Source organism: Rhodococcus rhodochrous (genome assembly GCF_014854695.1).
Classification (GTDB): Bacteria; Actinomycetota; Actinomycetes; order Mycobacteriales; family Mycobacteriaceae; genus Rhodococcus.
The window spans coordinates 4,120,936-4,147,849 of record NZ_CP027557.1 but is presented as its reverse complement, the minus strand read 5'-3'; the positions used below and the strand labels follow the sequence as shown (position 1 = coordinate 4,147,849).

Sequence of the window (26,914 nt, the reverse complement as noted above, 5' to 3'; positions counted from 1 at the left end):
AGCGCGATCACCAGGATTTCCATGGGAATCGGCTACCCGGCACGGGGCGACGCATGCCGAGCACGGCCGTCGGATCTCGCCGTGTGGAAAGCTGCAGTCATGTCCGGAACCACGTTGACCCGCGCGCAGGTCGCGTCGATGATCGACCACACCCTCCTCAAGCCCGAAGCGTCCTCGCAGGACGTGCGGGCCCTCGTCGACGAAGCCGTCGAACTCGGCGTGTACGCGGTGTGCGTGTCGCCATCGATGCTGCCCCTGCGGGCCGAGGGGGTCACGGTCGCGACGGTCGTCGGTTTCCCTTCCGGCAAGCACCATTCGCTCATCAAGGGCGCCGAGGCGCGACTCGCCGTGGACGAGGGGGCGCGCGAGATCGACATGGTGATCGACGTGGGCGCAGCGGTGGCCGGCGACTACAACGCCGTCCTCGCCGACATCCTCACCGTGCGTGAATCGATCGGTTTCGACCCCGTCCTCAAGGTCATCATCGAATCCGCCGTGCTCTCCGACGAGGCCATCGTCGAGGTGTGCCGCGCCGCGGAGAAGGCCGGTGCGAACTTCGTGAAGACCTCCACCGGTTTCCACCCCGCGGGTGGTGCCACGACCCACGCGGTCGCGCTCATTGCGGAGACGGTGGGCGGCAAGCTCGGCATCAAGGCGAGCGGCGGCATCCGCACCGCCGAGGACGCGGTCGCAATGATCGAGGCCGGAGCGACGCGCCTCGGACTGTCCGGCAGCCGCGCGGTGCTGGACGGGCTGCAGAGCTGACGACAGCTCTCGAGGGGCTGCAGAGCTGACGACAGCTCTCGAGGGTCTCTCTTCGGTTACGACAGGAGGCCGCAGCTGCCCTCCTGCTGTTGCTGCTGCTGTCCCTGCGGGGCCTCCGGCAACACGAAGCGGCCCCCCTCGAGGCGGAGGTCGATGCCGCTGTCGGTGACGTTCACCTCGGTGGCCTGCATACCCAGCGGGTACTGCTGCAGACCCGAGGTCAGGATCTCCACGACGCCGTCGACGAGGGCCGTCGGGAGCCCGATGCCGAGGATCGTCGCGTCGGTCGTCTCGACCGTCACCACACCGCCGTTCACCACCGGTCGCGCAGTGAACTCCGCGAGGCCCTGGCCGCCGACGGTGAACGTCAGGGTGCCCGCGTTCTCGTCGGCCGTGACATCGGTGACGAGGCCACCGACCGACTGGCTCTGCACGGTCGCGAGGATCCCGGAGGTGGGCCACGAGACGTCGGCACTCGAGCTGCCGATGGTGCCGGCACCCTCGGCGGAGTCGCGCAGGTCGACGTCCTTGACCTCGGCGTGCACCTGCATCTGCTGGGCCGGACCGAAGGCGGTGTCGTCGCTGTCGAGGGCGACCGAGGGAACCTGTCGGTCGAGCAGCTGGAGCAGCACCGGCTTCCAGCTCAGGTCGACGTCGACTCCCGTGCCGAGCTCGCTCTCGAAGGACTGGGCGAGGCAGGTCGTCGCGCGGTTGCGGACGTAGACCTCCGCGCCCACCAGGACTGCGACCAGCGCCGCGACGAGAACGACGGCGATCGTGACGGTGCGGTTGCGCTTCCGTTGCGTCATGGTCGCCGATTCTTCCGGACGACGCTGAGGATCGACTGAGCACACGGCCACAGGATGAGGAAAATATGTGAGGTGTACCACATTCGTCGGCTACGCTGGGCGCCATGACAGGGTGGACGGATTCAGGTTACGACGCAACCGGGCGGGCCGATGCCGACGACTCGCTGCGGCGCCTCGCCGCCACGCAAGCCGGGTTCTTCACCGCACGCCAGGCCGTCGGTCACGGGATAGCAGCTCACGACTTCGCGGAACGCATCGAGGCGGGACTGTGGATCCGCGTCGAGACCGAACTGTTCCGCCTCAGCGACAGCCCACGGACGAAGTTCGACGAATTCGCCCAGTGGTGCACCTGGTACGAGGGGGAGGCGGTCGTCTCGCACCAGAGCGCCGCCGACCTGCACGGCATGGGCCACCTGCAGCCGCGCTTCCTGCACCTGTCCACCCCCGACCAGCGCACCGTGCCGAGCAACCGGCTCGCGCTGCATCACCGGACGCTGGCGGAGGAGGACTGCGAGGTCGTCGGGGCCTTCCGGATCACCACACCCGCCCGTACCGCGGTCGACCTCGCGGCCGGTGGCGTGTCCCAGGAAGTGCTCGACGAACTCGTCGGCGACGCGATCGCGCTCGGCCGGGTCGACTCCGACCGGCTGCACGCCGCGGTGGCGAACCAGCCGGCCGCCGTGGCCGACCGGATCGAGCTGGCACTCCTCGCCGCGGGCTGAACGACCGGGACGAGCTCGGGTGGACGGTCTCAGACCGCCACGAGCTCGGACACGACAGGTGCACCGGCGGGTGCGACCGCGTCCCAGGGCACCGTCAGTACACAGTCGCGCAGACGACGGCGGGGCTGGGACACCGGGAAGCCCTGATCCCGCAGCAACTCGAGCGTCGCCTTCCATCGGATCCGCGGCCCGAACGCCGCGTGCGGAGCGCTCGTCGCCCACGCCCGGTCGGCCGCGCGGAGCAGCGCGTGGATCGGCTCGCCCGGGACGTTCCGGTGGATCAGCGCCTTCGGCAGCCGTTCGGCGACGTCGGACGGTCTCTCCACGTGGAACGGGCTCCACGCCAGGGTCAGCGAACGGGGACCGTGCTCGTCGAGGAGCACCCAGGCGCAGCGCCGGCCCAGCTCGTCGCACGTGCCGTCGATGAGCAGGCCGCCGGGAGCGAGGCCGGAACGCAGGTGCGCCCACGCCGGTTCGACCGCCTCCTCCGGATACTGCCGGAGCACGTTGAAGGCCCGGACCAGGGTCGGGCGCAGGCCCGCGAGCTCGAAGCCGCCCCGGGCGAACTCGACACCGTCGCGGCCCGGGACCACACGGTCCGGATCGATCTCGAGACCGACCACGCGCAGATCGCTGCGGACCCGACGCAGGCGCGCGGCGAGTTCGAGGGTCGTCACCGGCATGGCGCCGTAACCCAGATCGACCACCAGCGGGTCGGTGGCGTGCGTCAACGCCCTCGTGATGTGGGGGTCGTGCATCGCCCAGCGGTCGCTGCGGCGCAGCCTGTTGATGCCGGTGGTGCCGCGCGTGACGACACCGACGGGTCCTCGATTCCGCACGCGCTACCGACCGGCGAGCCAGTCGGCGGTGATGGCCGCTTCGGTGCGGAACACGTCGACGAGATTGGTGAGGATGAGTTCTTCGAGCTTGCCGCCGACGAACGGGATGTGCACCTTGGCCTCGGAGGTGGTGCGGAGCGTGGCGCCGTGGTCGTCGGCGAAGAGCTCCATCGTGCCCGTGAGGCTGCCCGGACCGCCGGGGATCGACGCCTGGTAGGTGCCGGTCGCGCCGTCGGTGAACGGCCCGTAGTTCTCCTTGCGCGTGATGACCATGTCCTTCTTGATCACCGTGCGGGCGATCTCCGGCAGGTCGGAACGCGGCAGGACGTGGTGCAACACCAGCGCGATGCCCGATCCGGAGACCGTGAACTCGCGGACGTGGTTCTCCGAGTACTTGCGCATCTCGGTCATCCGCGCTTCCCAGTGGGCGGGGTCGGCGAGAGCCTCGTACACCCGCTCCGGTGGATGAGGGAAGCGGGCGGAGTAGTCGATACGCCGTGCCACGACCGGCCAGGTTACCGCGCCGGGCGGCCTGCCCGGAAATCGCGACCGTCCACGGGGGAGCCCCGCGGGGGTGCGATCAGGCCGAGTGAGCCCCGTTCAACCACTGTTCGGTGAAGGTGCGCTCCGCGTCGAAGAGCTCGACGAGCTGCTCGACGATCATCCCCTCGATCTTGGAACCGAGGAACGGGATCTTCACCTCGACGGTGCCCTCGATGACGACGGACGAGCCCGCTCCGTCGGTGATGAGTGTCATCCCGCCGGTGACCTCGCCGGGCATACCGTCGACGTGGGCCGAGAACCTGCCCTCGGCGCGACCGTCGGCGAACGCGCCCCACGATTCGTGACGCCGGATGACGAGATCGCCCGGGCGGAGGCTCGTGACCATGCTCGGCAGGTGCTCGGCCGGGATGGCCTGGTGGAGGTCGAGTTCGATCGTGCCGTCGCCGGTGTCGGCGCGTTCGACCGCCGCGCCCGGGCCCCCGACCTCACGCAGCCGGGTCTGCCAGTACTGCGGATCGACGAACGCCGCGTGGACCGCAGCAGGCGGGGACGAGTAGTTCGCAGTGTGGTCGATAGGGCTGCCCATACGGGGCACGCTACCGTTTGCTAGTGCTTGATCCACGTACCAGGGCCCGGCTCGTCGAAACGGGAGCCACGGTGTCCGAGCAGGTGTCGCTGTCGGAATTCACGACCCTCCGGCTCGGCGGCCCTGCCCGGTATCTCGTCGAATGCACGTCCACCGCGTCGTTGATCGAGGTCGTGCGCCTGCTCGACGAGCAGGAAGTGCCGCTGCTGCTCCTCGCGGGCGGCTCCAACCTCGTCATCGGCGACGAGGGTTTCGACGGCGTCGTGGTGCGTGTCGCGACCACCGGTGTCGACCTCCGCGACGACCACGTCCGGGTGGACGCGGGAGCCGGGTGGGACGCCGTCGTCGCGGCCACCGTGGAGGCCGGCCTCGGCGGACTCGAATGCCTGTCGGGCATCCCGGGCTCCGCGGGAGCGACGCCGGTGCAGAACGTCGGGGCGTACGGCGTCGAGGTGGGCTCGATCCTGCGCCGCGTCCGCCTGCTCGACCGCGCAACCGGACAGGACTCGTGGGTCGGCCCCGAGGCGCTCGGTCTCGGCTACCGGACCAGCATCCTCAAGCACACCGACGCGGCGGTCGTCCTCGAGGTGGAACTGGACGTGCGGAGCGACGGTTCGTCCGCGCCCCTCGCATACCGGGAGCTCGCGGTCGCGCTGGGCGCGGAGGAGGGCGAACGCCGGCCGGCGGCGCAGGTCCGCGAGCACGTGCTCGCGCTCCGCCGCAGCAAAGGCATGGTGCTCGACGCCGACGACCACGACACGTGGAGCGCCGGATCGTTCTTCACGAACCCCGTCGTCCCCGACGACCGGTTGCCGCAGGTGCTCGCGGCCATCGCGGCGAAGGTGGGGGAGGACGTGCGCATCCCGCAGTTCCCTGCGGACGGTGGCACCAAGCTGTCGGCCGGATGGCTCATCGAGCGGGCCGGTTTCGCGAAGGGTTTCCCCGCCGCCGACGCACCGGCACGGTTGTCGACGAAGCACACGCTGGCGCTCACCAACAGGGGAGCGGCATCGGCCGCGGATCTCGTGGCGCTGGCGCGGACGGTGCGCGACGGCGTCGAGGACGCCTTCGGGGTGCGGCTGCATCCCGAACCCGTCACCGTGAACTGCGTGATCTGACGGACGGCCCGGCCCGTCACCAGCGGTTGCGGACCTCCTCCGCGAAGCCGAGCAGGTTCTCGATCTCGAGCCGGGTGCCGTCGTCGAGCACGACGCTGCCGGTGAACCGTCCGAAGACCTGGTGCTGCGTGGACCGCACGAGCAGGGCGTTCACGTCGGCCGCGCGGTCGAGAATCGGTTCGAACTCCATCTCGAACCGCTCGTCGTTGCTGGTGAACCGCCACGGGGCCCCGTCGTAGGTGCCGCGGGGCAGATGGAAGTGCACGCGGTCGAGCTTGTGCGCCACACCGTCGTGGAAGAGCATGTTCTCGCTCGCCGCGGTGGTGTCGCCGAAGCCGTGGCCGATGTTGAACCCGAATCGCACACCCTCGTGGATCCCCGAGGCCGACCCCCAGTACCAGGTGTTGTCGTAGGTCCACACCCCTCGACCCCAGTCGAACACCCCGAAGGCGGTGGCGGGATCGAAGACCAGCTCCCGCCCATCCACGGTGACCGTGCCCTGCGCGGGCAGGCAGTTGATCTTCTGGTTGTAGTAGAAGGCCTTCGGTGCGCGGGGAAAGGGTGTCGCGATCACCATCCGATCGTCGGACGGCTGTGTGAGCACGAGTTCTCCGGACAGTCCGCGCCCGCCGCCGAAACGGGGATGGTCGACGACCAGCCGCCGGGCCGTTCCTTCGTGGTGGTACTCGATGCGGAGTCCGCCGTGGTGGACGACGACATCGCCGCCGTCGGCGGTGCGCGGCAGGCGCATCCGGCCGAGCGGGAAGGGGACGAGGGCGTTCTCGGTGGTCTCGGAGCGACCCGCGAGGTCGAGCACGCTGACTCCGAGGAGCCCGACGTAACCGTTGTCGGCGACGGTCAGCGCGATCCCGAACGGTCCGTCCTCGCTGTCGGCCAGGACGCAGTAGTAGTCCCACTCCTTGATGCGGAACCGTGACGCTGCGACCCGCTGCCGGTCGTAGGTGCGGACCTCGGAGGTGCTCCAGCCGGCTTCGGCGAGCCTCCCGTCGTCGTCGAGCAACGGTCCGGGCGCGAGGCGTCGTTGGCGCATATCCCGTGACAGTACCGACGGTGGTGGGCGCGACCGCCTCGCCGCGCCCACCACCGCGGTCGGTCAGTCGGTGACGCGGTGGAACCGGCCGGCATTGGCCTGATCGCGCGGCTTGACGATGATCTGGTCGAGGTTGACATGCGACGGACGCGACGCGACGAAGCCGATGATGTCGGCGATGTCCTGGGCGACCAGCGGGGTGATGCCCTCGTACACCTTGTCGGCCCGATCCTTGTCGCCCTCGAAGCGCACCAGCGAGAACTCGGTCTCGACCGCGCCCGGCGCGATCTCGGTGAGACGGACCGGCCGGCCGAGCAGTTCGCCGCGCAGTGTGCGGTGCAGCACGGCCTGCGCGTGCTTGGCCGAGGTGTAACCGGCGCCGTTGTCGTAGGCCTCGAAGGCCGCGACCGAGGTGATGGTGACGATCAGGCCGTCGCCCGAGGCGATGAGCTTGGGGATGAGCGCCTTGGTGATGCGCATGGTGCCGATGACGTTGGTCTCCCACATCCAGCGCCAGTCGTCCTCGACGGCCTCGGCCACGGGCGCGAGGCCCTTGGCGCCACCGGCATTGTTGACCAGCACGTCGACCCGCGGCAGCACCGTGGTGAAGGCCTCGACCGAATCCTCGTCGGTGACGTCGAGCTCGAGCGCGGTACCGCCGATCTCGTCGGCGAGCTTCTGCAGGCGGTCGAGTCGGCGTGCGCCCACCACGACGTGGAAGCCCTGTGCGGCAAGCGTGCGGGCGGTCGCCTCGCCGATTCCGGAGGAAGCTCCGGTGACGACGGCGACGCGGGAATCGGGAGAGATACTCATGGGGCAATCGTAGTGTCGGGCACCGGATGCCGCCGCACGTCCCGGCCTGCGAAGTCCTCTCCGTGCGGCTACCCTGCGGCGTATGACCACCATCCGCGGTCGATACAGTTCGGGCGAACAGACCCGGATCCGGCTCGTCGAAGCCGCCGAGCGGCTCTTCGCCCGCCGTGGATACGACGGGGTCACCCTCGCCGACATCCGCAAGGCCGCCGGACAGCACAACTCGTCGGTGGTCGGTTATTACTTCGGCACCAAGGAGGGGCTGCTCGAGGCGGTCTTCTCCCACCGGTTGCCCGCCCTGAACTCCCAACGGGAAGCGCTCCTCGCCGAGATGCTGCGGACGCGGGAGACTCTCTCGGTACGCGACCTGCTGTGGGTGATCATCCGCCCCCTGGCCGGCACGCTCGGCCGCAACAACCACTACGTCGCCTTCCTCGACCGGCTGTCGAACCACGACCGGTTCGCCGAGTGCTTCCGCGTCACCGGACCGACGGGAACCGAGAGCGGCCGCCGGTCCGACACCGCGCTACGGACCCTCCTCGGGCCGTTGCCCGACGACATCGCCGGGCAGCGTCTGCGGCTGGTCTACTCCGGCACCGTCGGTGCGCTGGCGCGGTGTCACCGTGCAGGCGAATCACCCACCACGGCAGAACTCGCGGCGCTCGTCGACGCGTGGGAGGCGTTGCTGCTCGCCCCGGTGTCGGCGGAGACCGCGCACGCACGCGGGGACGTGCAGGAAGGTTTCCCACCGGATCGGTGAGGATTGGACACGACGCGGTTCGGGCGATAGTTTGATCGACATGTCAGTCGGCCACACCTCCGCACCGCGGGTCACCTATGTGACCGCCGCGCTGGGATCACGGCTGCCTCTGGCGCGCGAACTCTGTTGTCGCTGCTGCGGAAAGTAACTCCGCACCGATCCCGCCCTCGTCGTGCGGGTCCGTCTCCGATCGTGTTCTCCACGTCGGGTCTCGGTGCGTCGATCGTCTCCCGCCCGTTCTCCGGTCATCACGTCCGGATCAGCAGCCAAGGATCAGCGCCGTGTCGGTTCCCACTCTCTCGCCGTCCGTTTCCCTTCCCTCGCGGTCGTCCGCGCCTCGTCGCGCCACCGGTTCCGCCGTCCGTGGATCCACGCGTGCGACGGTCGTCCGTCCCCGCACCTCCCGTGTGTCGAGCCCGGTCAGGATCGTTCCGCCGGACCTGCGTATCGCCGACGGCACCGGGGCGTCGGTCTTCCGTGTCGCCGCCAATCGCGGCCCCGTCTCGCGCGACGTGATCGCGAAGGTCACCGGGGCGAGCATCGCCACCGTCAACCGCCAGGTGTCGGCCCTGCTCTCGGCAGGTCTGCTGCGTGAGCGCGCCGACCTGACCGAACCCGGCGCCGTCGGCCGGCCGCGTGTTCCCGTCGAGGTCGACCACGAGCGGTACCTGACGGTCGGCATCCACATCGGTGCCGTCACCACCGGTATCGTCGCCAGTGACCTGCGCGGTCGCATCATCGGCGCCGTCGAGGTCCCCACGCCCACCGGCGACCAGGACGCCGCGCTCGCGTCGATCACCGCGAGCGCCAAGGCCTTTGCCGGACGGTGGCACCGCCGCACCCCGTTGTGGGTCGGCGTCGCACTCGGCGGACGGGTGGACTCGAACACCGCCGTCGTGACGCACCCGCGACTCGGCTGGGTCGACGCCCGTGTCGGCGCGATCGTCGGTGGCGGTATGGGGCTTCCGGTCTCGGTGGCCGCGCACGTCGAGGCGATGGCCGCCTCCGAGCTGCTCCTCACTCCCGATCGCGACGCCCCCGAGGCCAAGGGCACCGGCCTGTACTTCTACGTTCGGGAGACGGCCGGTGTGGCAATCACTTTCGACGGCAAGGTGCACACCCCTGCCGGCGGTCCGGGTTCGGTGACGCATTTCCCCACCGGTTCGTCGGCCCGGTGCTCGTGCGGTGGCACGGGTTGCCTCGAAGCGACGGTGAGCGATCGGGCGGTCGTGCAGCGCGCGGTGGCCGAGGGCATCTTCGCCGACGGCGACGACACCATTCAGTCGCTCTACCGCCTCGCGCGGGACGGTTCCGAGGTCGCTCACGGTCTGCTCGTCGAGCGGGCCACCGTGCTCGGCCGCACCGTCGGAATGCTGCGCGACCTGTTCAATCCCGACCGCGTGATTCTCGGCGGACAGGCCTTCACCGAGTACCCGGCCGCGGTTCCGCACGTCGCCCGCGCGTTCGCCGCGTCGACCACCCTGCCGCGCAAGGACATCCGCATCACCGGCTTCGGCAACCGGGTGCAGGCCCACGCTGCGGGTGTCGTCTCGCTCAGCTCGTTGTTCTCGGATCCCATCGCGGCGATGAAGCGCACCGAACTCTGAGCGATCCCGTCGGATTCACACGCTCGGTGGGGCGTCCGTCGCATCCGCAGCGGCGCCCCGCCGGTCGAGTTCCGCCCGGGCCCGGTCCAGCCCGCCGTGTTCGAGTGCGGCCGAGTGCGATTCGTCGGCCCACACCAGTTTCCCGCGTTCGTGGACCGTCACGGTCATGCGACCGCCGAGATGCTCGATCGAACCGGCGACGTTCCGTCGTTCCGCGGGCAGGGGGACCGGCAGGACGTGCGCCGCTCCGAGGGGTGAGCTTCCCGAGATCTCCACGCTCCAACGGGCATTGCGACCACGCAGGTTCCAGCTCTCGTCGGTGACCGTCGCCCGGACCGGGGATGTGACGGGATTGCCCAGCCGCACGATGCGCCCGTCCGGTAGTGCGACGACGACCGCCGTGACCTCCGTGCGCAGTGGACCCGAATGCACCTGCCCGCCGGCGAACGCCACACACGCCTGCAGGTCGGCGAATCCCTGTGCCTGACCCCACCACCACGACTCGGGGAAACCGCCCTTGCCCCAGTTCTTCTCGCCGTAGACCTGGGCTCCGGTCAGATCCCACTTCTCGTCGCCGAGAATCGCGTGCCCTTCCACCCGGCCGCCGAGCAGCCAGGAATGCCAGTACTGGTTGAGGCCGGGGACGGAATGGAACACACTCGACGCGCCGAAGCGGCGTCGCGGCCAGGACCGCAGATCCGACAACCGGATGTCGAGACGGGCGTCGTCGCCGAGATCCATCCACACGCGTTCGCTGTCGCCGCAGAAGACGTCGCCGGCCGACGCGCCGAGCCGATCGGGATCGGCAGCGGCCACCGGATGCGCGGCGGTGCGCAGGAAACCCCCGGGATGGGCGGCCAGGCCGAGGGTCGCCCAGTGCGAGCCGGGCCCTCCCGAGTCGTCCGCACGGTTGACCCCGCACAGGGCGATGACGACGCGGCCGGTTCCGGGCTGGGTGAAGCGCCAGAAGTAACCCTCCATCGCGACGCCGTGCGCGGCGAGCGGATTCCCGAAGGGCAGATCCGCTCCCGACGCGCGGTAACGGGTCCACAGACTCCTCGGTGAGAGTTCCTTCGGTGAGAGCCGCCCGTGTCGTTCGTGCACCGCCATGCCCGCTCCGTTCCGTAGATCCGTCCTGTCCGTTCCCCGGATGTACCCAGCATGGCCGTTCCCGTCACGGAACGTGCGGAATCGGGCGGCGACGTCCGGAGGCCGGGAGGTACCTGCACCTCGCGTGGTCGGTCGGCCATAACGTTGACCGGACCGGATCGGACCGAAGAGAACGCGAGAAGTACGTGACAGGAGAGAAGGGCGGCTCGTACCGCGAGTTGTTCGCAGCGCCGGGTGCAGCCGCGTTCTGCCTGGCGGGATTCGTGGCGCGCCTGCCGATCGCGATGGTCGGGATCGGCATCGTCACGATGTTCTCCCAGCTCGAGGGGAACTACGCGGTCGGCGGCGCACTGTCCGCGGTGTTCGCGCTGTCGTACGCCGTGCTCACCCCGATCGTCTCCCGCGCGGTCGACCGGTACGGCCAGCGACGGGTCCTGCCCACGGCCGCGGCCGTCAGTGCGGTCGCCACCCTCGCGATGCTCGCCGGCGTCCGGTTCGAGGTGCCCACGATATGGCTGTTCGTCTGCGGGATCCCGGCAGGACTCATGCCCACGATCGGCGCGATGGTGCGGGCGCGGTGGACGCAGCTCTACGGCGGCACTCCACGACTGCGCACCGCCTTCGCGCTCGAAGCGGTGGTCGACGAGGTGTGCTTCATCGTCGGCCCCGTCCTGTCGGTGGGCCTGAGCGTGGCGGTCTTCCCCGAGGCCGGCCCGCTGCTCGGCGCGGTCCTGCTGCTCGTCGGGACCCTCGCCCTCGCGGCGCTGCGCAGCACGGAGCCTCCCGTGCAACCGCACACCGACGACCGTGCGCGGACGAACATCCTGCGCATGCCCGTCCTCCTGTCGATCGTCGTGGTGATGGTCGCGATGGGTGTGGTCTTCGGGGTGATCGATGTCGCGGCCGTCGCGTTCACGGCCGAACAGAACTCTCCGGGATCGGCCACCTTCGCGCTCGCACTGTTCGCGACGGGTTCGGCGATGAGCGGCCTGATCTTCGGTAGCCGGGTGGGATCGAGTGCTCCGACCCGCCAGTTGTTCGCCGCCACCGGCATTCTCGCCGTCCTGCTGTGCCCGTTGCTGCTCGCCGGTTCGGTGCCGATGCTCACGGTGCTGTACTTCGTTGCCGGATGCGCGATCTCGCCCATCATGATCGTGGCGACGTCGCTGACGCAGCAGATCGTGCCGCCCGACCGGCTCACCGAGAGCATCACGTGGACGGTTGCGGGTCTCGGCGTCGGTGTCGCCGGGGGGTCGGCGCTGGTGGGACAGGTCATCGACCGGACCGACGCCGGCACCGGATATCTCGTGGCGGTCGCCGCGGGCATCCTCGCGGTCACCTGTGCCGGCGGGATCCATGTGCGGGCACGGTTAGAGTGACGCGCATGGCAGTTCGTGAAGTGGCCGGTATCGACGGCACCTCCCTCGTCTATCGCGCATTCGGCTCCGAGACGGCACCGGTTCTGGTGTTGCTCCACGGGTGGGCGCAGTCGTCGCGGTGCTGGGGCGACGGGGTTCTCGACGCGCTCGCCCGCGACTTCCGGGTGGTCGCCGTCGACCTGCGCGGACACGGTTATTCGCAGGCTCCCGAGACCGGATACGCCGATCGCGGCCTGTGGGCCGGCGACCTCGCCGCGGTGCTCGCCGCCGAGAACGTCTCCGAGACGAACCCGGCGGTGCTGCTCGGCTGGTCGTACGGCGGCCTGGTGATCTGCGACTATCTCGCCGAACACGGCGCGGGAGCCGTCGCGGGCCTGGTCCTCGTGGGTGCCATCACGAGCATCGGCCGTGGCGAGAAGGGCGGACGCGTCGGTGCCTCGATGCGTGCCGCGATCCCCGCCGCGATGTCGGAGGACCCGAAGGAAGCGGTGCGCGCGCTCGGCTCCTTCGGCAACGCCCTCACCGGTCCTGTCGTCGAGGGCAGCGCTCTCCTCGAAGGCAAGGGCGCGGTGTCGCAGGCATTGTTCGGTGCGAGCCTGTCCACCCCGCCGCGCGTCCGTGCGGCGCTGTTCGACCGGGCGGTCGGCAACGACGACCTGCTCGCCGGCCTGGACGTGCCGGTTCTCCTCCTGCACGGCGACGCCGACTCGGTCGTCGACGTCTCCGCGGCGCACCACGCGGCGTCGCTGTTGCGTCGCGCCACGACCTCGATCTGGGAGGGCGTCGACCACGGTCCGTTCGTCGAGGATCCCCACCGGTTCGTGTCGGAGGTCGGAGAGTTCGCTCGCGCCGCGACGACGGAGGCGGCGACACGCGAAGATCGGCAGCAGGGCAGTATGGAGGGGTGACGTCCCAGCCCAGCCGCCCGCACCGCGTGGCCGTGATCTCGGTCCACACTTCGCCGCTGGCGCAGCCCGGAACCGGGGACGCAGGCGGTATGAACGTGTACGTCCTGCAGACCGCCGTCGAGCTCGCGCGTCGCGGCGTCGAAGTCGAGATCTTCACCCGCGCGACCTCGTCGGCCGATCCGGCCGTCCAGCAGGCCGCGCCCGGGGTGCTCGTCCGCAACATCGAGGCCGGTCCGTTCGAAGGACTCGACAAACACGACCTGCCGACGCAGCTGTGTGCCTTCGCCGCCGGCGTGCTGCGCGAGGAAGCACGGCACCCGCAGGGCTACTACGACCTGGTGCACTCGCACTACTGGTTGTCGGGGCAGGTCGGCTGGCTCGCCCGCGACCGCTGGGGTGTGCCGCTCGTGCACACCGCCCACACTCTCGCCGCGGTGAAGAACGCGTCGCTCGCCGAGGGCGACACCCCCGAACCCGCAGCGCGGCAGATCGGGGAACAGCAGGTCGTCGCGGAGTCCGACCGCCTGGTGGCCAACACCGCCGACGAAGCGGGGCAGCTCGAACGCATCTACGGTGCCGATCCCGCGAAGATCGACGTCGTCGCACCGGGCGCCGACCTGAACCGCTACCGGCCCGGCGACCGCGCGGCCGCCCGCGCCGAGCTCGGACTCGATCCGCGCGAGACCGTCGTGGCGTTCGTGGGCCGTATCCAGCCGCTCAAGGCCCCCGACGTACTGCTCGAGGCCGCTGCGCGGGCACTCGCCGACGACCCCGGTATGCCGCTGCGGGTGCTCGTGGTGGGAGGTCCCTCGGGAACGGGTCTCGAGCGCCCCGACGCGCTCATCGAACTCGCGTCCGCACTGGGTATCGCATCGCGGGTCACCTTCCTCCCGCCGCAGCCGCCGGACCGCCTCGTCCAGGTCTACCGGGCTGCGGATCTCGTTGCGGTGCCGAGCTATTCGGAGTCGTTCGGTCTCGTCGCGATCGAGGCGCAGGCCTGCGGCACGCCCGTGCTGGCCGCGAACGTCGGTGGTCTCGGCGTCGCCGTGCGCGACGGGGAGACCGGCGTGCTCGTCGACGGGCACCGCATCGACGACTGGGCGACGGCGTTGCGGTCGCTCGTCGGCGATTCGGATCGTCTCGCCCGATTCGCGGCGACCGCGCCCGTGCATGCGGAGTCCTTCTCGTGGGAACACACCGCGGAAGGACTGCTCGACAGTTACCGACGGGCCGGGATGCGTCGCAACCGCGCCTTCGGTACCGGCGAGCACTCGCTGCGACGGCAGCGTGGAGTGTGGAAGTTGCGACGGACGAGGGGAGTCACGGCATGAGCGACCGGCTCATCGAACTGATCGAATCGACGCTGCGCGATCGCGAGCTCGAGTTCTCCGTCAAGGAGGGCGGGCACTTCGTCGTCGAGCTCCCGGGCGAGAAGAAGCTGAAGACGACCACCCTGCTCAGCGTCGGACAGCACGGTGTGCGGGTCGAGGCGTTCGTGTGCCGCAAGCCGGACGAGAACTTCGAATCGGTATACCGCTACCTGTTGCGCCGCAACCGTCGCCTCTACGGCGTGGCGTACACGCTCGACAAGGTCGGCGACATCTATCTGGTGGGCCGCATCGCCGCGCACGCGGTGACCCCCGAGGAGATCGACGCGGTCCTCGGGCAGGTCCTCGAGGCGGCGGACCACGACTTCAACATCATCCTCGGTATCGGGTTCATCACGTCCATCAAGCGCGAATGGGAGTGGCGGGTCTCGCGCGGCGAACCGTTGCGCAATCTCGAGCCGTTCCGTCACCTCATCGAGGAGGAGACCGGCACGCCGTTCGAGCCCGATGTGGACGACGACGAAACCGAGGATCGGCGCGAAGCGAACGGGTGACGGCGTTGCCGGACACCGTTATCTCGCCGTGAACATGTCCGGTTGGAGAGGTCTGCACGGCCGTACGGTGTGACCATCCCCACAATCGAAATCCGCTGGAAACGTCCGGGAAACGGTGCGTTCCCGCGACGCGACCTGGGGTTTTGTCGATCGCCGGTCCGGTTTCTCGCACAGGCGTACCGGAAAATCGACCCGTGACCTCGCCGTGATGAACCCTTACCGTCGATGTAGGCCCGATACCGACGGGCGTTACACACCGGCCCCGCAGCCGCTCGTTCCACCCCCGCGGGATTGTCGGATCCACAACCTGCCGAGGGGTGGAGCGAGAGAGCGACCGGGCGTGCGCCAGCACCGCACCGTGTTGCCGGCACCGACCGTCCAGCCCACATGTGGCGGACCCATTGCGTCGGGGGCCTCGCAAGCAGCCGGAAAGGATTCATCCACATGGCAAAGTTCACGATCAAGCGCGCCCTGGGCACCCTCGCTGCCTCCACTGCACTCGTTGCGACCCCGTTCGCTCTGGGTGCCGGTACCGCCAACGCCGCATCCGGTAACTGGGATGCCGTCGCGCAGTGCGAGAGCGGTGGAAACTGGGCGATCAACACCGGTAACGGCTACTACGGCGGTCTGCAGTTCTCGCAGAGCACCTGGGAGGCCTACGGTGGCTCGGGAACCGCGAACAACGCCTCCCGCGAGGAGCAGATCCGCGTCGCCGAGAACGTCCTCGCCGGACAGGGCGTCGGTGCATGGCCGGTCTGCGGTCAGTACCTCTGACCGCAGCGCCCTCGGGCGTAGCGAGCGCAGCTCACACGACATCGTGAGTGCAGCTCCAGTAGCTTCCGAACCCCGCGTGCGACCCGTCGCACGCGGGGTTCGTGCTCTCCGGCAGGCGAATCGCGCCGGGAACGGTATCCTCGCAATCCTCACACAGCGGGTGTGATGGGCTTCACAGCCGCTGCGGTAGTGTGAACTCGACCGAAAGTCGGCACGGCGTGCCGGCAGAATGCTCGGAGGATGAGTAATGAGTTTCCGCAGTCCCTTTCCCGACGTCGACATCCCGGCATCGAGTGTCTACGACTTCCTGTTCGGTTCGCTCGACGAGTCCGAGCTCGATCGACCCGCGCTGATCGACGGCGCGTCCGGCACCGTGACGGACTACCGCACGCTCGTGGCCCACATCGACGCCGTCGCCGGAGCGCTGGCCGCCCGGGGTATCGGTGTGGGGAAGGTCGTCGGGCTGCTCGCACCCAACGTGCCGGCCTTCGCCTCGGTCTTCCACGGCATCCTGAGGTCCGGTGCCACCGCGACCACGATCAACGCCCTCTACACGGCCGGGGAGATCTCGAAGCAGCTCGACGACTCGGGGGCCGTCGCACTGTTCACGGTGTCCCCGTTCCTGCCGCAGGCGAAGGAGGCCGCCGAGGCCGCCGGGATCCCCGATGAGCTGCTCTTCGTGCTCGACGGCGCCGAGGGCCATCCGTCCCTGCGCGACGTACTCACCGAGGGTTCACCGGCTCCCGCCGTCGAGTTCGATCCGGCCACCCACCTTGCGGTACTGCCGTACTCCTCGGGCACGACCGGCCGGCCCAAGGGCGTGATGCTCACGCACCGCAACCTCGTCGCGAACGTCTGCCAGATCACCCCGCGGATGGGTATCGCCGCCGACGACCGTGTGCTCGCACTGCTGCCGTTCTTCCACATCTACGGCATGACGGTGCTGCTGAACGCCGCGCTGTACAACCGCGCGTCGCTGGTGACGATGCCGAAGTTCGACCTCGTCGACTTCCTCACCTACATCTCGGAACACAAGTGCACGTACGTGTTCATCGCGCCGCCGGTCGCGGTCGCGCTCGCCAAGCACCCCCTCGTCGACCAGTACGACCTGTCGAGCGTGCACACGGTCTTCTCCGGTGCCGCACCGCTCGACAAGGAACTCGCCGGATCGGTCGCGAAGCGCTTGGGCTGCAACGTCCGGCAGGGCTACGGCATGTCGGAGATGTCGCCCGTGTCGCATGCAATTCCCTTCGAGGACAATGAGACCGAACTCGATTCGGTGGGTCCGACGATCGCGAACATGGAATGCAAGATCGTCGATCCCGCGACCGGCGAGGAAGTCGAATATCCCACCGGCGACGGTGTTTCGGCGCCCGGCGAACTGTGGTGCAAGGGGCCGAACGTCATGGTCGGTTATCTCGGCAATCCCGAGGCCACGGCCGACACCCTCGACGAGGACGGCTTCCTCCACACCGGCGACATCGCCACGGTCGACGGGAAGGGTGCCGTCCGGATCGTCGACAGGCTCAAGGAACTCATCAAGTACAAGGGTTACCAGGTGCCGCCGGCCGAGCTCGAGGCTCTGCTGCTCACGCACCCGCAGATCGCCGACGCCGCGGTGATCGGCGTCCGTGACGACGAGGGCGAGGAGGTCCCGAAGGCCTTCGTCGTCCGGCAGCCGGATTCGACGATCGACGAGGACGAGGTCATCGAGTTCGTGGCCGCGCGGGTCGCGCCGCACAAGAAGGTCCGCCAGGTCGAGTTCATCGACACGGTGCCGAAATCCTCTGCGGGCAAGATCCTTCGGAAGGATCTGCGTGCCCTGAACGCCTGAGACTCGCGGAGGTCGTGGTTCCGGTGCCGTCGCATCGGAGCCGCGCCCTTCGCCGTACCGTCAGGCCAGCATGTGCGGTTGCCCTGCCCGGTACCGGTCGGCGTCGATGCGCCGCAACGGTTCCAGTTCGGGCGGTTCGTGCAGCTTGTACAGTGCCGGCGGTGCGGCGGGGGAGCCGGCCGTCTGCAGCAACGCACCCACTGCTGCCCGCGCCGATTCGTTCGCGCCCTCCATCGTGGCGAGGTCGATGTCGTTGCGGACGTAGTCGCCCGCGAGGAACAGGTTCGGGATCGCGGTGTGTGCCTCGGGCCGGTTCGCGAGCGACCCGGCGGTGTTGATGAGCAGCGGGGTGTCGTTGGTGATGCCGCCGGCTCCCCACCTCACGCCGGGATCGAGGAACCACGAGACGATGTCGTTCTCGTCGATCGCGCCCGTCCCGTCCTCGAGGCAGGCCGACATCTGCGCCCACACCTCGCGGGCGATCTCCTCGGGCGTGCACTGCTTGGCGGTTCTGCCGTAGAGGATGCCGGGGGTGTCCCAGTCGGCGATGTCCACCGACAGGCAGTCGTGCGCCGAACCGTCGCCGTACCGTCGGGCGAAGTCGCCGCGCCAGAACTGGGCCTGGCTGATCGACGTGAGCGCCCACGGCGAACCGAGATAGGCGACGTGGCCCGGCGTGATGGGGGTGGGCCGGCGCAGGAAGTACTGGATGCCGACCATCCAGTCGGTGACCAGAGCGTTCATCCGTTCGAGGCCGGGATCGACCGCGAGGATCTCGGGCGACCACAGCGAGACGGCGCGTTCGGCCGGCATGGCCGCGACGAACCAGTCGGCCTCGGCGCGGGCCCGGTTGCCCGACCCGTCGACGACCCGTGCACCGGTGATCCGTCCGCCGGAGATCTCCAGAGCCTCGGCCGCCCAGCCCATCTCGAACTTCACCCCGAGGTCGCGCAGGAGCTGCGCCCACGGATCGATCCACGCCTCGTTCGTCGGTGCCGACAGCAGGCGGTCGAGATGTCCGTACTGCGGCACGGTGCCCATCGCGTTCCACACGAAGGCCTGGCCCATGATGCCGATGGTGCGGGTCGAGACCGTCTGCGGCCGTGCCGCGACGAGCTGTCGCGTCAGTGCGGAGACGAGGATCTCGCGGTACCCCTTCGACTTGCCGTCGGCCTCGAGGGTCTGCGCCCACGTCTCGTGTTCCCACTGGTCGTTGCGACGTTCGAGACTGCTGGTGAGGAACATGACGAGTTTGCGCATGAAGACAGCGAGTTCGTGTGGCGGGATCGAACCGCCGAGGGAGAAGGCCGCCGTCAGGCTCTCCTGCAGACTCAGCGGGTCGTAGATGTCGAAGCGCAGCGGTGCGATGGAGGCCGGGGCGGTGAGGTCGGGCGCGCCGGGGATCGCCATCCGGAAGCCGTGTCCCGCAACGAGGTTGTCGAACACACCGTTCGGGTTTCCGGGGAACGGGATCCGTCGCATCGTGTCGGGGATGTGCTGGTAGAAGCCGGGGAAGAAGCGGAAGCCGTGTTCACCGGGCAGATCGAGGCGGCCGCCTGCCGCGGTGCCGGGGGAAGGGATGCTGCGCGCCTTGCCGCCGAGCGCGGTCGGCTCGAAGACGGTGACCTCGAAGCCGCGCTCGATCAACTCGTGTGCGGCGGCCAGTCCGGCCATCCCGCCGCCGAGGATCGCGACCCGGCGTCCCCCGGAGTGCACCGCCGGCGCGCGGCGGCTCGGCTGTGCGCTCGCCGTGGCCGGCAGGGCTGCGGCGGCCCCGAGGGCCCCGAGAGCGGTGAGGACGGTGCGGCGGGACATACGTCCGTCGGGCTGCGGACCCCCATATGACTGCCGACCCCCGTGTGACTGCCGACCCCCGTGTGACATCGAACCCCCGTGTGTGTCGGTGATGACGAACTGTCGTGCGCGGCGCCGACTCCCGTGTTCTTGGCAACACGCGTTGTCAGATATAGCCCACGAAGGGGGGCGCCCGTGGCGAAATCGCCATCCGTGCATGTCAGGATTGGGTCATGACTATCGGAACACTTGTTCTGCTCCGCCACGGCGAGAGCGAATGGAATGCGATGAACCTGTTCACCGGCTGGGTGGACGTGCATCTGACCGACAAGGGGATCGCCGAGGGCAAGCGGGCCGGTGCCCTCCTCGCCGAGCACAACGTGCTTCCCGACGTCTCCTACACCTCCCTGCTGCGCCGCGCGATCAGCACCGCCAACTTCGCGCTCGACGCCGCCGACCGGCACTGGATCCCCGTCATCCGCGACTGGCGTCTCAACGAGCGCCACTACGGCGCGCTCCAGGGCAAGAACAAGTCCGAGATCAAGGACGAGTTCGGCGAGGAGCAGTTCATGCTGTGGCGTCGCAGCTACGACACCCCGCCGCCGCCGATCGAGCCGGGTTCGAAGTACAGCCAGGACACCGATCCGCGCTACGCCGACGTCGACGAGGTCCCCCTGACGGAGTGCCTGAAGGACGTCGTCGCCCGCTTCATCCCGTACTGGGAGTCGACGATCTCCAAGGATCTGCTCGCGGGCAAGACGGTGCTGGTCACCGCGCACGGCAACTCGCTGCGCGCGCTCGTCAAGCATCTCGACGGGATCTCCGACGACGACATCGCCGGACTCAACATCCCGACGGGCATCCCGCTGCGCTACGACCTCGACGAGAACCTGCGCCCGCTGAACCCGGGTGGCACCTATCTCGACCCCGAGGCCGCAGCTGCCGGTGCGGCAGCGGTCGCGAACCAGGGCGCCAAGTAGCAGCTCCACGGAAGCGAGACCCGACCCCGTTGCCGTTCGGTGACGGGGTCGGTTCGTTCGTGCAGGTCCGTCGCGGAGTGGTCGGTTCTGGGCGAACAAAGGGTGAACAACACTCCAACACCCGAAAAATGGGGTGTGACGTGCGGGAAATGCCGTCGACCCGCTGTCCGGTGGGGTACCGGTGTCATTACGATTCGAAGTGTGAGTGTTACGCAGGCCGTGTTGCTGGCCGTGGTCGCAGCGGTCCTCGGCGGGATCGTCACCGTCGCCGTCGGGAGGCTGGTGCAGCGCCGGGCCCACGGTAGCGACGAAACCGACCTCACGATGTTCGACGTGCTCGACCGGGTCGTGCACGGGGCGTCGACCGGTATCGCGGTGGTCGACAAGTTCCACGACGTCGTCCTGTCGAACCCGCGCGCCGAGGAACTCGGCCTCGTCCGCAACCGGCAGATCGACGACCGGGCCTGGGTGGCCGCCTGCCAGGTGCTCGAGACGAGGAAGTCGATCGAACTCGACCTGGGCGCGAAGGCATTGCTCGGCCGCGAGCCCGTCGCGGTGCGCTGCACCGTCCGGCCGCTGCTCGACCAGGACCCGCGCTTCGTCGTGCTCTACGCCTTCGACGACTCCGAACACGTCCGCATGGAGGCCACCCGGCGCGATTTCGTGGCCAACATCAGCCACGAACTGAAGACCCCCGTCGGCGCGATGGCGTTGCTCGCGGAGGCGCTGCTCGAATCCGTCGACGATCCCGAGACCGTCCGTCACTTCGGCGAACGGGTCCAACGCGAGGCGACGCGCCTCGGCAACATGGTGACCGAACTGATCGCCCTCTCCAAGCTCCAGGGCGCCGAGAAACTGCCCGATCTCGAGGTCGTGGACGTCGACGCCGTCGTCGACGAGGCCCTCGACCGCACGCGCCTGACCGCCGAGAACGCCTCGATCACCATCAGCACCGACCGGCCGAGCGGCCTCGAGATCCTCGGCGACCGGACGCTGCTCGTCAGCGCCCTCACCAACCTCATCGAGAACGCGATCGCCTACTCGCCGGCCGGCTCACCGGTGACGATCAGCAGGTCGCTGCGCGACGGGAAGGTCGCGATGGCCGTCACCGACCGGGGGATCGGTATCGCCAAGGAGGACCAGGAACGGGTCTTCGAGCGCTTCTTCCGCGTCGACAAGGCCCGGTCGCGGGCCACCGGAGGCACCGGCCTCGGGCTGGCCATCGTCAAGCACGTCGCCGCGAACCATCACGGCGAGATCACCCTGTGGAGCAAGCCCGGTACCGGCTCCACCTTCACCCTTCTCGTCCCGGCCCACGTCGAGGACGCCGAGGACGACGAGAACCACACCGCCGACCGCACCGAGAAGGTGGTCGGATCGTGACGCAGACCCCACCCGGGCTCCCGGGCGGACGGATATCGAGAAACAGACGGAGGACCAGCTCGTGACGCGTGTGCTGATCGTCGAGGACGAGGAATCGTTGGCGGATCCGCTCGCCTTCCTGCTGCGGAAGGAGGGGTTCGAGACGACTATCGCCGGCGACGGCCCCTCGGCCCTCGCCGAGTTCGACCGGGAGGGCGCCGACATCGTCCTGCTCGATCTGATGCTCCCCGGGATGAGCGGCACCGACGTGTGCAAGCAGTTGCGGACCCGCTCGGGTGTGCCGGTCATCATGGTCACCGCTCGCGACAGCGAGATCGACAAGGTCGTCGGGCTCGAACTCGGCGCCGACGACTACGTCACCAAGCCGTACTCGGCGCGCGAACTCATCGCCCGCATCCGCGCGGTCCTGCGACGCGGGGCCGACACCGAGAGCGAGGTAGCGGCGGACGACGGACTACTCGAGGCCGGGCCCGTGCGGATGGACGTCGACCGTCACGTCGTGCACGTCAACGGTGAGCCGGTTGCCATGCCGCTCAAGGAATTCGACCTGCTCGAATATCTCCTGCGGAACTCCGGGCGGGTGCTCACCCGCGGACAGCTCATCGACCGGGTGTGGGGCGCCGACTACGTCGGCGACACCAAGACCCTCGACGTCCACGTCAAGCGTCTGCGCTCGAAGATCGAGGAGGATCCTGCCAAGCCACGTCACCTCGTGACGGTGCGCGGCCTGGGTTACAAGCTCGAGGCCTGATCGGAACCGGCACCGGAGCCCGCCTGTGCTGCCGACGTCGCGGGATGGATCGCGATCAGCCCCAGCCCCTGGCGTCGCCGGCACAGGCGCGCGAGCTCGTCGTAGGCCGCCGCACCGAGGAGTTCGGTGAGCTCGGGGGCGTACGACTGCCAGACCGGACGCTCGCCGACGTGCGCGTCGGGAGAGCCGGAGCAGTACCAGTCGAGGTCGTGGCCACCCTCACCCCAGCCGCGCCGGTCGTACTCGGTGATGACCGTGCGCAGGATCTCGGTGCCGTCGGGACGCTCGACCCAGTCCTGGGTGCGCCGGATCGGGAGCTGCCAGCACACGTCGGGCTTCATCTCGAGCGGTTCGATGCCGCGTCGCAACGCCATGGTGTGGAGGGCGCAGCCCTGGCCGCCCTCGAATCCGGGACGGTTCAGGAAGATGCACGCACCCTTGTAGCGGCGGGTGCGCAGGGCGGGCTCGTCGTCGATCTCGTCCTCTTCGAGGTAGCCCTTCTTGCCCAGGCCCTTGTCCATGAACTGCCAATCGGCCGGCGTGAGGTGTTTCACTGCCTTCGCCAGCTTCTTGCGATCGTCGTCGTCGGACAGGAACGCACCGTGCGAGCAGCACCCGTCGTCGGGTCGCTCGGCGATGATGCCCTGGCACGCCGGAGTGCCGAACACGCAGGTCCACCGCGAGAGCAGCCATGTCATGTCTGCAGCGATGACGTGTTCGTCGTTGTCGGGGTCGGTGAACTCCACCCATTCCCGAGGAAAGTCGAGAGGGACTTCGGGGGCCGGGTCGAGTTTGTGTGGGGCATGGGACATACCTGCTGTCACAGGTCCCGACGGTAGACCCAGTACCGTATTGATGTGCGCTTAGGGGTACTCGACGTCGGAAGCAACACCGTTCACCTGTTGGTGGTGGACGCCCATCGTGGTGGGCACCCCACGCCGATGAGTTCGACGAAGGCCACGTTGAGGCTGTCCGAGAACATGGACGACAACGGCGACATCACCTCCAAGGGGGCCGAGCGGCTCGTCGAGACCACCGCCGAATTCGCCAGCATCGCCCGCACCTCGGGATGCGGTGAGCTCATGGCGTTCGCGACGTCCGCGGTGCGCGACGCCGGCAACTCCGAGGCCGTCCTCGAGCGGGTGCGCCGGGAGGCCGGGGTGTCGCTGGACGTGCTCTCCGGCGAGGACGAGGCGCGGCTGACCTTCCTGGCCGTGCGCCGGTGGTACGGCTGGAGCGCCGGGAACATCCTCGACCTCGACATCGGCGGTGGTTCGCTCGAGCTCACCTTCGGCGGCGACGAGGACCCCGAGATCGCCTACTCGCTCCAGCTCGGTGCGGGACGGCTCACCCGTGACTGGTTCCGTGAGGACCCGCCCGGCAAGCGCCGGATCTCGGCGCTGCGCGACTGGCTCGACGCCGAACTCGCCGAGCCGGCGAAGGTCATACGCAACGCGGGCGACCCCGACCTGTGTGTGGGGACCTCCAAGACCTTCCGGACTCTCGCCCGCCTGACCGGCGCGGCCCCCTCGTCCGCCGGCCTGCGGGTACAACGGACCCTGACGGCCAGCGGCCTGCGCCAGCTCATCGCCTTCATCTCCCGGATGACCATGGCGGACCGGGCAGAACTCGAAGGTGTCAGCTCGGACCGGTCCGAGCAACTCGTCGCCGGCGCCCTCGTCGCGGAGGCCAGCATGCGTGCCCTCGGAGTGGAGACGCTGCAGATCTGCCCGTGGGCGTTGCGCGAAGGCCTGATTCTTCGGAAGCTCGATACGGATATGGGTGGCGAACTGGTGGTGGCAACCGGATGAGCGAGAATCGCAGCAACGACACGGGGCAGATCTCCGTGGCCGAGCTGTTGGCGCGTAACGGCCAGAAGGTGGGAACGCGGGCCGGGGGACGACGCCGACGAGGCGCGAGCGGCGGCATCTCCGTCGCCGAACTGACGGGCGAGATCCCGATCACGCGCGCGGCCGACGACCGCGCAGACAGCAAGGGCGAGCGACACACCGCCGCCGACGCGGAAAGTGCTGCCGGACAGTCGGATTCGGCTTCCTCTGCCGCGGCTACCGATGTGAGGACCCCGCCGAAGGTCGTCCCGGCGCCGCGCAAGGCCGAGACCCCGAACAGCGAGACACCGAAGCTCGAGACGCCGAAGACGGCGACTTTCGCGCTGTCCGACATCGAGAAGACCACCGTGACCCCGCGGGTCGCCGTCGAGACGAAGACGCCCCCGCCGAAGGCCGGAACGGGCACGCCTGCCGTCACGAAGGCGCCGTCCGTCCCGAAGACGCCCGCCGCGAAGACACCGCCCGCCGCGAAGACACCGCCGGGCCCGGCCTCGAAGGCGCCCGCATCGACGGACGCAGTGTCGAAGGCGCCCGCATCGACGGATGCAGTGTCGAAGGCGGGTGCAACGTCCAAGGCGGCTGCGTCGACGGAGACAGCGTCCAAGGCGGCCGCGGCGGCTCCACCCAAGATCGAGTCGCCGACCGAGGTCATCCGCCCCGAGGCGCTTCCGCGGCGTGCGCGGGCGCATCTCGGAGCGGTCGCGACGGGCTCGCCGTCCGGTGAGGGAGCGGCGGTCGCCGACAAGAAGTCCGAGAAGGCGAGCGCCCCTGCGGTGTCGGTGCGCAAGGCCGACGTCGCCGAACCTCGACTGCTGTCCGGCCCGGCCAGCGACCTGCAGGGCACCGGTTCCGACGCCGACGACTCCACCGACACCATCGGTGCTGCGGATGCCGCGTCCGACGCTTCCGAGGGATCGGCATCGTCGCGGTCGCGGAAGTCCCGCGGCAAGGGCGGGAAGGCGACGTCCGACGCCGCCGACGACTCGGCACGGAAGAGTGCGGACGACGAGTCCACCGATGCAGAGCAGGGCAGTGGCCTCAAGCAGTGGGCGTTGCTGATCGGCGAGAGCGTCGCCGCGATCGTCGCGGGCGGATTGCTCTTCAAGGGCTTCGAGCGGTTGTGGGACCTCATGCCGTGGGTCGCCTTCGCACTCGCGCTGCTGGTGATCGTGGGCCTGGTCGCGCTGGTGCGTGTCCTGCGGCGCACCGACGACATCACGAGTCAGCTCATCGCGCTCGCGGTGGGAGCATTCGTGGCCTTCGGGCCGCTGTTGTTCCTGCTGCCCGGGTGAGCCGATGCCGACCGCGCAGGGAATCCGGGTAGGGCTGTCCACCGCTTCGGTCTATCCGGAGAACACCGAAGCGGCGTTCCGCTTCGCGGCCGATCTCGGTTTCGACGGGGTCGAGCTGATGGTGTGGGCCGAACCGGTGAGCCAGGACCCCACCTCGGTGGAGCGCCTGGTCCGCGAGTACGGCGTGCCGGTGCTCGCCGTACACGTGCCGTGCCTGCTGATCTCGCAGCGCGTGTGGGGATCCGATCCCGCCGCCAAACTCGACCGTTCGGTGCGTGTCGCCGAGATCCTCGGTGCGGAGACCGTCGTGGTCCATCCGCCCTTCCGGTGGCAGCGTCGCTATGCGGAGGGATTCTCCGACCAGGTCGCGGCGCTCGAGGCCGACAGCCACGTGGTGGTCGCGGTCGAGAACATGTACCCGATGAGGGCCGACGTCGTCTTCGGCGGTCGTGATCGCGGCGCCGAACGTCTGCGCCGACGCGGTCCCGGCCGCGCGGTCTCGGCCTACAGTCCGTCACTCGACCCCACCGACACCGGTTTCGCGCACTACACGCTCGACCTGTCGCACACCGCGACCGCGGGGGCCGACGCCCTCGCGCTCGCGGATCGGATGGGGGAGGGGCTCGCCCACCTCCATCTCGCCGACGGCCGGGGTTCCTCGCTCGACGAACACCTCGTCCCGGGAACGGGCACGCAGCCGTGTGCGGACGTGTGCCGCCGGCTCGCCGCGAGCGACTTCGGCGGTCACGTGGTGCTCGAGATCAGCACCCAGAGCGCACGGACGCGTGCGGAGCGCGCCGGGATGCTGGCGCGTTCGCTGGCCTTCGCGCGCACGCACCTGGATCGCTCGGCGACGCGCGCGATCACCGCCGGCCCCGAGAGTCCCCGGCACACGGACATCGCGCGCGTCCCCGCCTCAGAGGGCAGCGATTCCGGCGGCGAGCACGGCGACACCTGAGATCAGCACGCCCGCGGTGAGGGAGACGGCGCCGAGCCGGACCGCCGCGAACATCCGGCCGGGCCGCGTCGGATCGGGCCCGAGAACCGACAGGAAGAAGCCTGCCGGGATCAGGATCGCGGCGACGAGCACGGCGATGGCGCCGGCCGCCGACCAACCGGGTGATGCGCCCACGACGTGCGTGAGAACGGCGATGAGCAGCCCCAGCGTGACGAGTACTCCCGCGTGGGCGTGACCGGCACGGAAGAACGTCTTCTGCAGGTCGTTGGTGGGTACGCCGCCCGCGGCGACGCGTAGCAGGAAGGTGCCTCCGAAGGCGATGCCTGCGACGGTGAGCACGGTGCTCCCGAGAACGATGGTCACGATCGGATGCATGAGGGCCTCCTCGGCCGGTACTCCGTGACTGACGGTTCCACTGTCCGTTGCTGGATAGCTTCACTATCCA

At 69.3% G+C, this 26,914-nt stretch carries 27 protein-coding genes; 17 read left to right on the top strand and 10 right to left on the bottom strand.

Annotated elements, in window-relative coordinates:
* Positions 1–99 precede the first annotated feature (99 nt).
* The gene (deoC, locus tag C6Y44_RS19110) at positions 100–765 is read left to right on the top strand and encodes a deoxyribose-phosphate aldolase (RefSeq protein ID WP_159417731.1); all 666 of its coding nucleotides are present in this window, start codon (positions 100–102) and stop codon (positions 763–765) included.
* Between the two features lie 56 nt (positions 766–821).
* On the opposite strand, the gene C6Y44_RS19105 is transcribed toward deoC, so the two are convergent.
* Entirely contained in the window at positions 822–1,574 is a 753-nt protein-coding gene (locus tag C6Y44_RS19105; protein WP_120280082.1) for an LmeA family phospholipid-binding protein, read from the bottom strand.
* A 104-nt stretch (positions 1,575–1,678) separates the two neighbouring features.
* Between C6Y44_RS19105 and C6Y44_RS19100 the strand changes: the two genes are divergently transcribed.
* Positions 1,679–2,296, top strand: a complete 618-nt coding sequence (locus C6Y44_RS19100; RefSeq protein ID WP_060650660.1) for a type IV toxin-antitoxin system AbiEi family antitoxin domain-containing protein — start codon at positions 1,679–1,681, stop codon at positions 2,294–2,296.
* A 29-nt stretch (positions 2,297–2,325) separates the two neighbouring features.
* Here C6Y44_RS19100 and C6Y44_RS19095 read toward each other — a convergent pair whose 3' ends face one another.
* The 3 genes from C6Y44_RS19095 to C6Y44_RS19085 all read right to left on the bottom strand — a co-directional run bounded on the left by C6Y44_RS19095 (position 2,326) and on the right by C6Y44_RS19085 (position 4,225).
* The gene (locus tag C6Y44_RS19095) at positions 2,326–3,135 is read right to left on the bottom strand and encodes a class I SAM-dependent methyltransferase (protein ID WP_120280081.1); all 810 of its coding nucleotides are present in this window, start codon (positions 3,133–3,135) and stop codon (positions 2,326–2,328) included.
* Positions 3,136–3,138: 3 nt separating this feature from the next.
* The gene (locus C6Y44_RS19090; protein WP_120280080.1) at positions 3,139–3,639 is read right to left on the bottom strand and encodes a DUF2505 domain-containing protein; all 501 of its coding nucleotides are present in this window, start codon (positions 3,637–3,639) and stop codon (positions 3,139–3,141) included.
* Positions 3,640–3,715: 76 nt separating this feature from the next.
* On the bottom strand, positions 3,716–4,225 hold the full coding sequence (locus C6Y44_RS19085; protein ID WP_120280079.1) for a DUF2505 domain-containing protein: 510 nt from the start codon (positions 4,223–4,225) through the stop codon (positions 3,716–3,718).
* Between the two features lie 23 nt (positions 4,226–4,248).
* Here C6Y44_RS19085 and C6Y44_RS19080 point away from each other — a divergent pair, with 23 nt between their 5' ends.
* The gene (locus C6Y44_RS19080; RefSeq protein WP_120283586.1) at positions 4,249–5,343 is read left to right on the top strand and encodes a UDP-N-acetylmuramate dehydrogenase; all 1,095 of its coding nucleotides are present in this window, start codon (positions 4,249–4,251) and stop codon (positions 5,341–5,343) included.
* A gap of 16 nt (positions 5,344–5,359) precedes the next feature.
* Here C6Y44_RS19080 and C6Y44_RS19075 read toward each other — a convergent pair whose 3' ends face one another.
* Positions 5,360–6,394: a DUF2804 domain-containing protein gene (locus C6Y44_RS19075; RefSeq protein ID WP_159417732.1), complete on the bottom strand. Its 1,035-nt coding sequence runs from the start codon at positions 6,392–6,394 to the stop codon at positions 5,360–5,362.
* 63 nt (positions 6,395–6,457) lie between these two features.
* Complete coding sequence (locus tag C6Y44_RS19070; RefSeq protein ID WP_120280077.1) at positions 6,458–7,207, bottom strand: SDR family NAD(P)-dependent oxidoreductase; 750 nt, start codon at positions 7,205–7,207, stop codon at positions 6,458–6,460.
* 82 nt (positions 7,208–7,289) lie between these two features.
* Here C6Y44_RS19070 and C6Y44_RS19065 point away from each other — a divergent pair, with 82 nt between their 5' ends.
* Both C6Y44_RS19065 and C6Y44_RS19060 read left to right on the top strand, forming a co-directional pair.
* A complete protein-coding gene (locus tag C6Y44_RS19065; protein WP_120280076.1) occupies positions 7,290–7,967 on the top strand; it encodes a TetR/AcrR family transcriptional regulator in 678 nt (225 codons plus the stop codon).
* A 281-nt stretch (positions 7,968–8,248) separates the two neighbouring features.
* Positions 8,249–9,574 (top strand): ROK family transcriptional regulator, encoded by a 1,326-nt coding sequence (locus tag C6Y44_RS19060; RefSeq protein ID WP_159417733.1) that lies wholly within the window; start codon positions 8,249–8,251, stop codon positions 9,572–9,574.
* A gap of 15 nt (positions 9,575–9,589) precedes the next feature.
* On the opposite strand, the gene C6Y44_RS19055 is transcribed toward C6Y44_RS19060, so the two are convergent.
* Positions 9,590–10,684, bottom strand: coding sequence for a tocopherol cyclase family protein (locus C6Y44_RS19055; protein WP_192378509.1), 1,095 nt, complete (start codon positions 10,682–10,684; stop codon positions 9,590–9,592).
* Positions 10,685–10,869: 185 nt separating this feature from the next.
* Here C6Y44_RS19055 and C6Y44_RS19050 point away from each other — a divergent pair, with 185 nt between their 5' ends.
* The 6 genes from C6Y44_RS19050 to C6Y44_RS19025 all read left to right on the top strand — a co-directional run bounded on the left by C6Y44_RS19050 (position 10,870) and on the right by C6Y44_RS19025 (position 17,461).
* On the top strand, positions 10,870–12,063 hold the full coding sequence (locus tag C6Y44_RS19050) for an MFS transporter (protein ID WP_159417735.1): 1,194 nt from the start codon (positions 10,870–10,872) through the stop codon (positions 12,061–12,063).
* A 5-nt stretch (positions 12,064–12,068) separates the two neighbouring features.
* On the top strand, positions 12,069–12,971 hold the full coding sequence (locus tag C6Y44_RS19045; protein ID WP_225623600.1) for an alpha/beta fold hydrolase: 903 nt from the start codon (positions 12,069–12,071) through the stop codon (positions 12,969–12,971).
* Positions 12,968–14,302 carry a D-inositol-3-phosphate glycosyltransferase gene (mshA, locus tag C6Y44_RS19040; protein ID WP_060650672.1) on the top strand — a complete coding sequence of 445 codons (1,335 nt, stop codon included), beginning with the start codon at positions 12,968–12,970 and terminating at the stop codon, positions 14,300–14,302. Before C6Y44_RS19045 ends, mshA begins: the two co-directional genes overlap by 4 nt.
* Complete coding sequence (locus tag C6Y44_RS19035) at positions 14,299–14,853, top strand: type III secretion system chaperone family protein (protein WP_159417737.1); 555 nt, start codon at positions 14,299–14,301, stop codon at positions 14,851–14,853. The genes mshA and C6Y44_RS19035 overlap by 4 nt, the downstream gene beginning before the upstream one ends.
* Before the next feature lie 444 nt (positions 14,854–15,297).
* Positions 15,298–15,627 (top strand): transglycosylase family protein, encoded by a 330-nt coding sequence (locus C6Y44_RS19030; RefSeq protein ID WP_006552360.1) that lies wholly within the window; start codon positions 15,298–15,300, stop codon positions 15,625–15,627.
* 247 nt (positions 15,628–15,874) lie between these two features.
* Positions 15,875–17,461, top strand: coding sequence for an AMP-binding protein (locus C6Y44_RS19025; RefSeq protein WP_120280072.1), 1,587 nt, complete (start codon positions 15,875–15,877; stop codon positions 17,459–17,461).
* 60 nt (positions 17,462–17,521) lie between these two features.
* Here C6Y44_RS19025 and C6Y44_RS19020 read toward each other — a convergent pair whose 3' ends face one another.
* Complete coding sequence (locus tag C6Y44_RS19020; RefSeq protein ID WP_159417738.1) at positions 17,522–19,276, bottom strand: hydroxysqualene dehydroxylase; 1,755 nt, start codon at positions 19,274–19,276, stop codon at positions 17,522–17,524.
* 212 nt (positions 19,277–19,488) lie between these two features.
* On the opposite strand from C6Y44_RS19020, the gene C6Y44_RS19015 reads away from it, so the two are divergent.
* The 3 genes from C6Y44_RS19015 to C6Y44_RS19005 all read left to right on the top strand — a co-directional run bounded on the left by C6Y44_RS19015 (position 19,489) and on the right by C6Y44_RS19005 (position 22,369).
* Positions 19,489–20,235, top strand: a complete 747-nt coding sequence (locus C6Y44_RS19015; RefSeq protein ID WP_060650675.1) for a phosphoglyceromutase — start codon at positions 19,489–19,491, stop codon at positions 20,233–20,235.
* A 201-nt stretch (positions 20,236–20,436) separates the two neighbouring features.
* Complete coding sequence (locus tag C6Y44_RS19010; protein WP_120280070.1) at positions 20,437–21,618, top strand: sensor histidine kinase; 1,182 nt, start codon at positions 20,437–20,439, stop codon at positions 21,616–21,618.
* Positions 21,619–21,679: 61 nt separating this feature from the next.
* Positions 21,680–22,369: a response regulator transcription factor gene (locus C6Y44_RS19005; RefSeq protein WP_006552355.1), complete on the top strand. Its 690-nt coding sequence runs from the start codon at positions 21,680–21,682 to the stop codon at positions 22,367–22,369.
* Here the strand turns inward: C6Y44_RS19005 and C6Y44_RS19000 are convergent.
* Positions 22,351–23,181: a hypothetical protein gene (locus tag C6Y44_RS19000; protein ID WP_174247121.1), complete on the bottom strand. Its 831-nt coding sequence runs from the start codon at positions 23,179–23,181 to the stop codon at positions 22,351–22,353. The genes C6Y44_RS19005 and C6Y44_RS19000 overlap by 19 nt on opposite strands.
* A gap of 45 nt (positions 23,182–23,226) precedes the next feature.
* On the opposite strand from C6Y44_RS19000, the gene C6Y44_RS18995 reads away from it, so the two are divergent.
* From C6Y44_RS18995 to C6Y44_RS18985, 3 genes are read left to right on the top strand one after another with little or no spacing between them, the layout of a single operon-like run.
* Complete coding sequence (locus C6Y44_RS18995; protein ID WP_120280068.1) at positions 23,227–24,180, top strand: Ppx/GppA phosphatase family protein; 954 nt, start codon at positions 23,227–23,229, stop codon at positions 24,178–24,180.
* Entirely contained in the window at positions 24,177–25,511 is a 1,335-nt protein-coding gene (locus tag C6Y44_RS18990) for a hypothetical protein (RefSeq protein WP_159417739.1), read from the top strand. Before C6Y44_RS18995 ends, C6Y44_RS18990 begins: the two co-directional genes overlap by 4 nt.
* Before the next feature lie 4 nt (positions 25,512–25,515).
* Entirely contained in the window at positions 25,516–26,469 is a 954-nt protein-coding gene (locus C6Y44_RS18985) for a sugar phosphate isomerase/epimerase family protein (RefSeq protein ID WP_120280066.1), read from the top strand.
* Here the strand turns inward: C6Y44_RS18985 and C6Y44_RS18980 are convergent.
* Complete coding sequence (locus C6Y44_RS18980; protein ID WP_016693729.1) at positions 26,428–26,844, bottom strand: hypothetical protein; 417 nt, start codon at positions 26,842–26,844, stop codon at positions 26,428–26,430. The two genes, C6Y44_RS18985 and C6Y44_RS18980, sit on opposite strands and share 42 nt — an antisense overlap.
* Positions 26,845–26,914 lie beyond the last annotated feature (70 nt).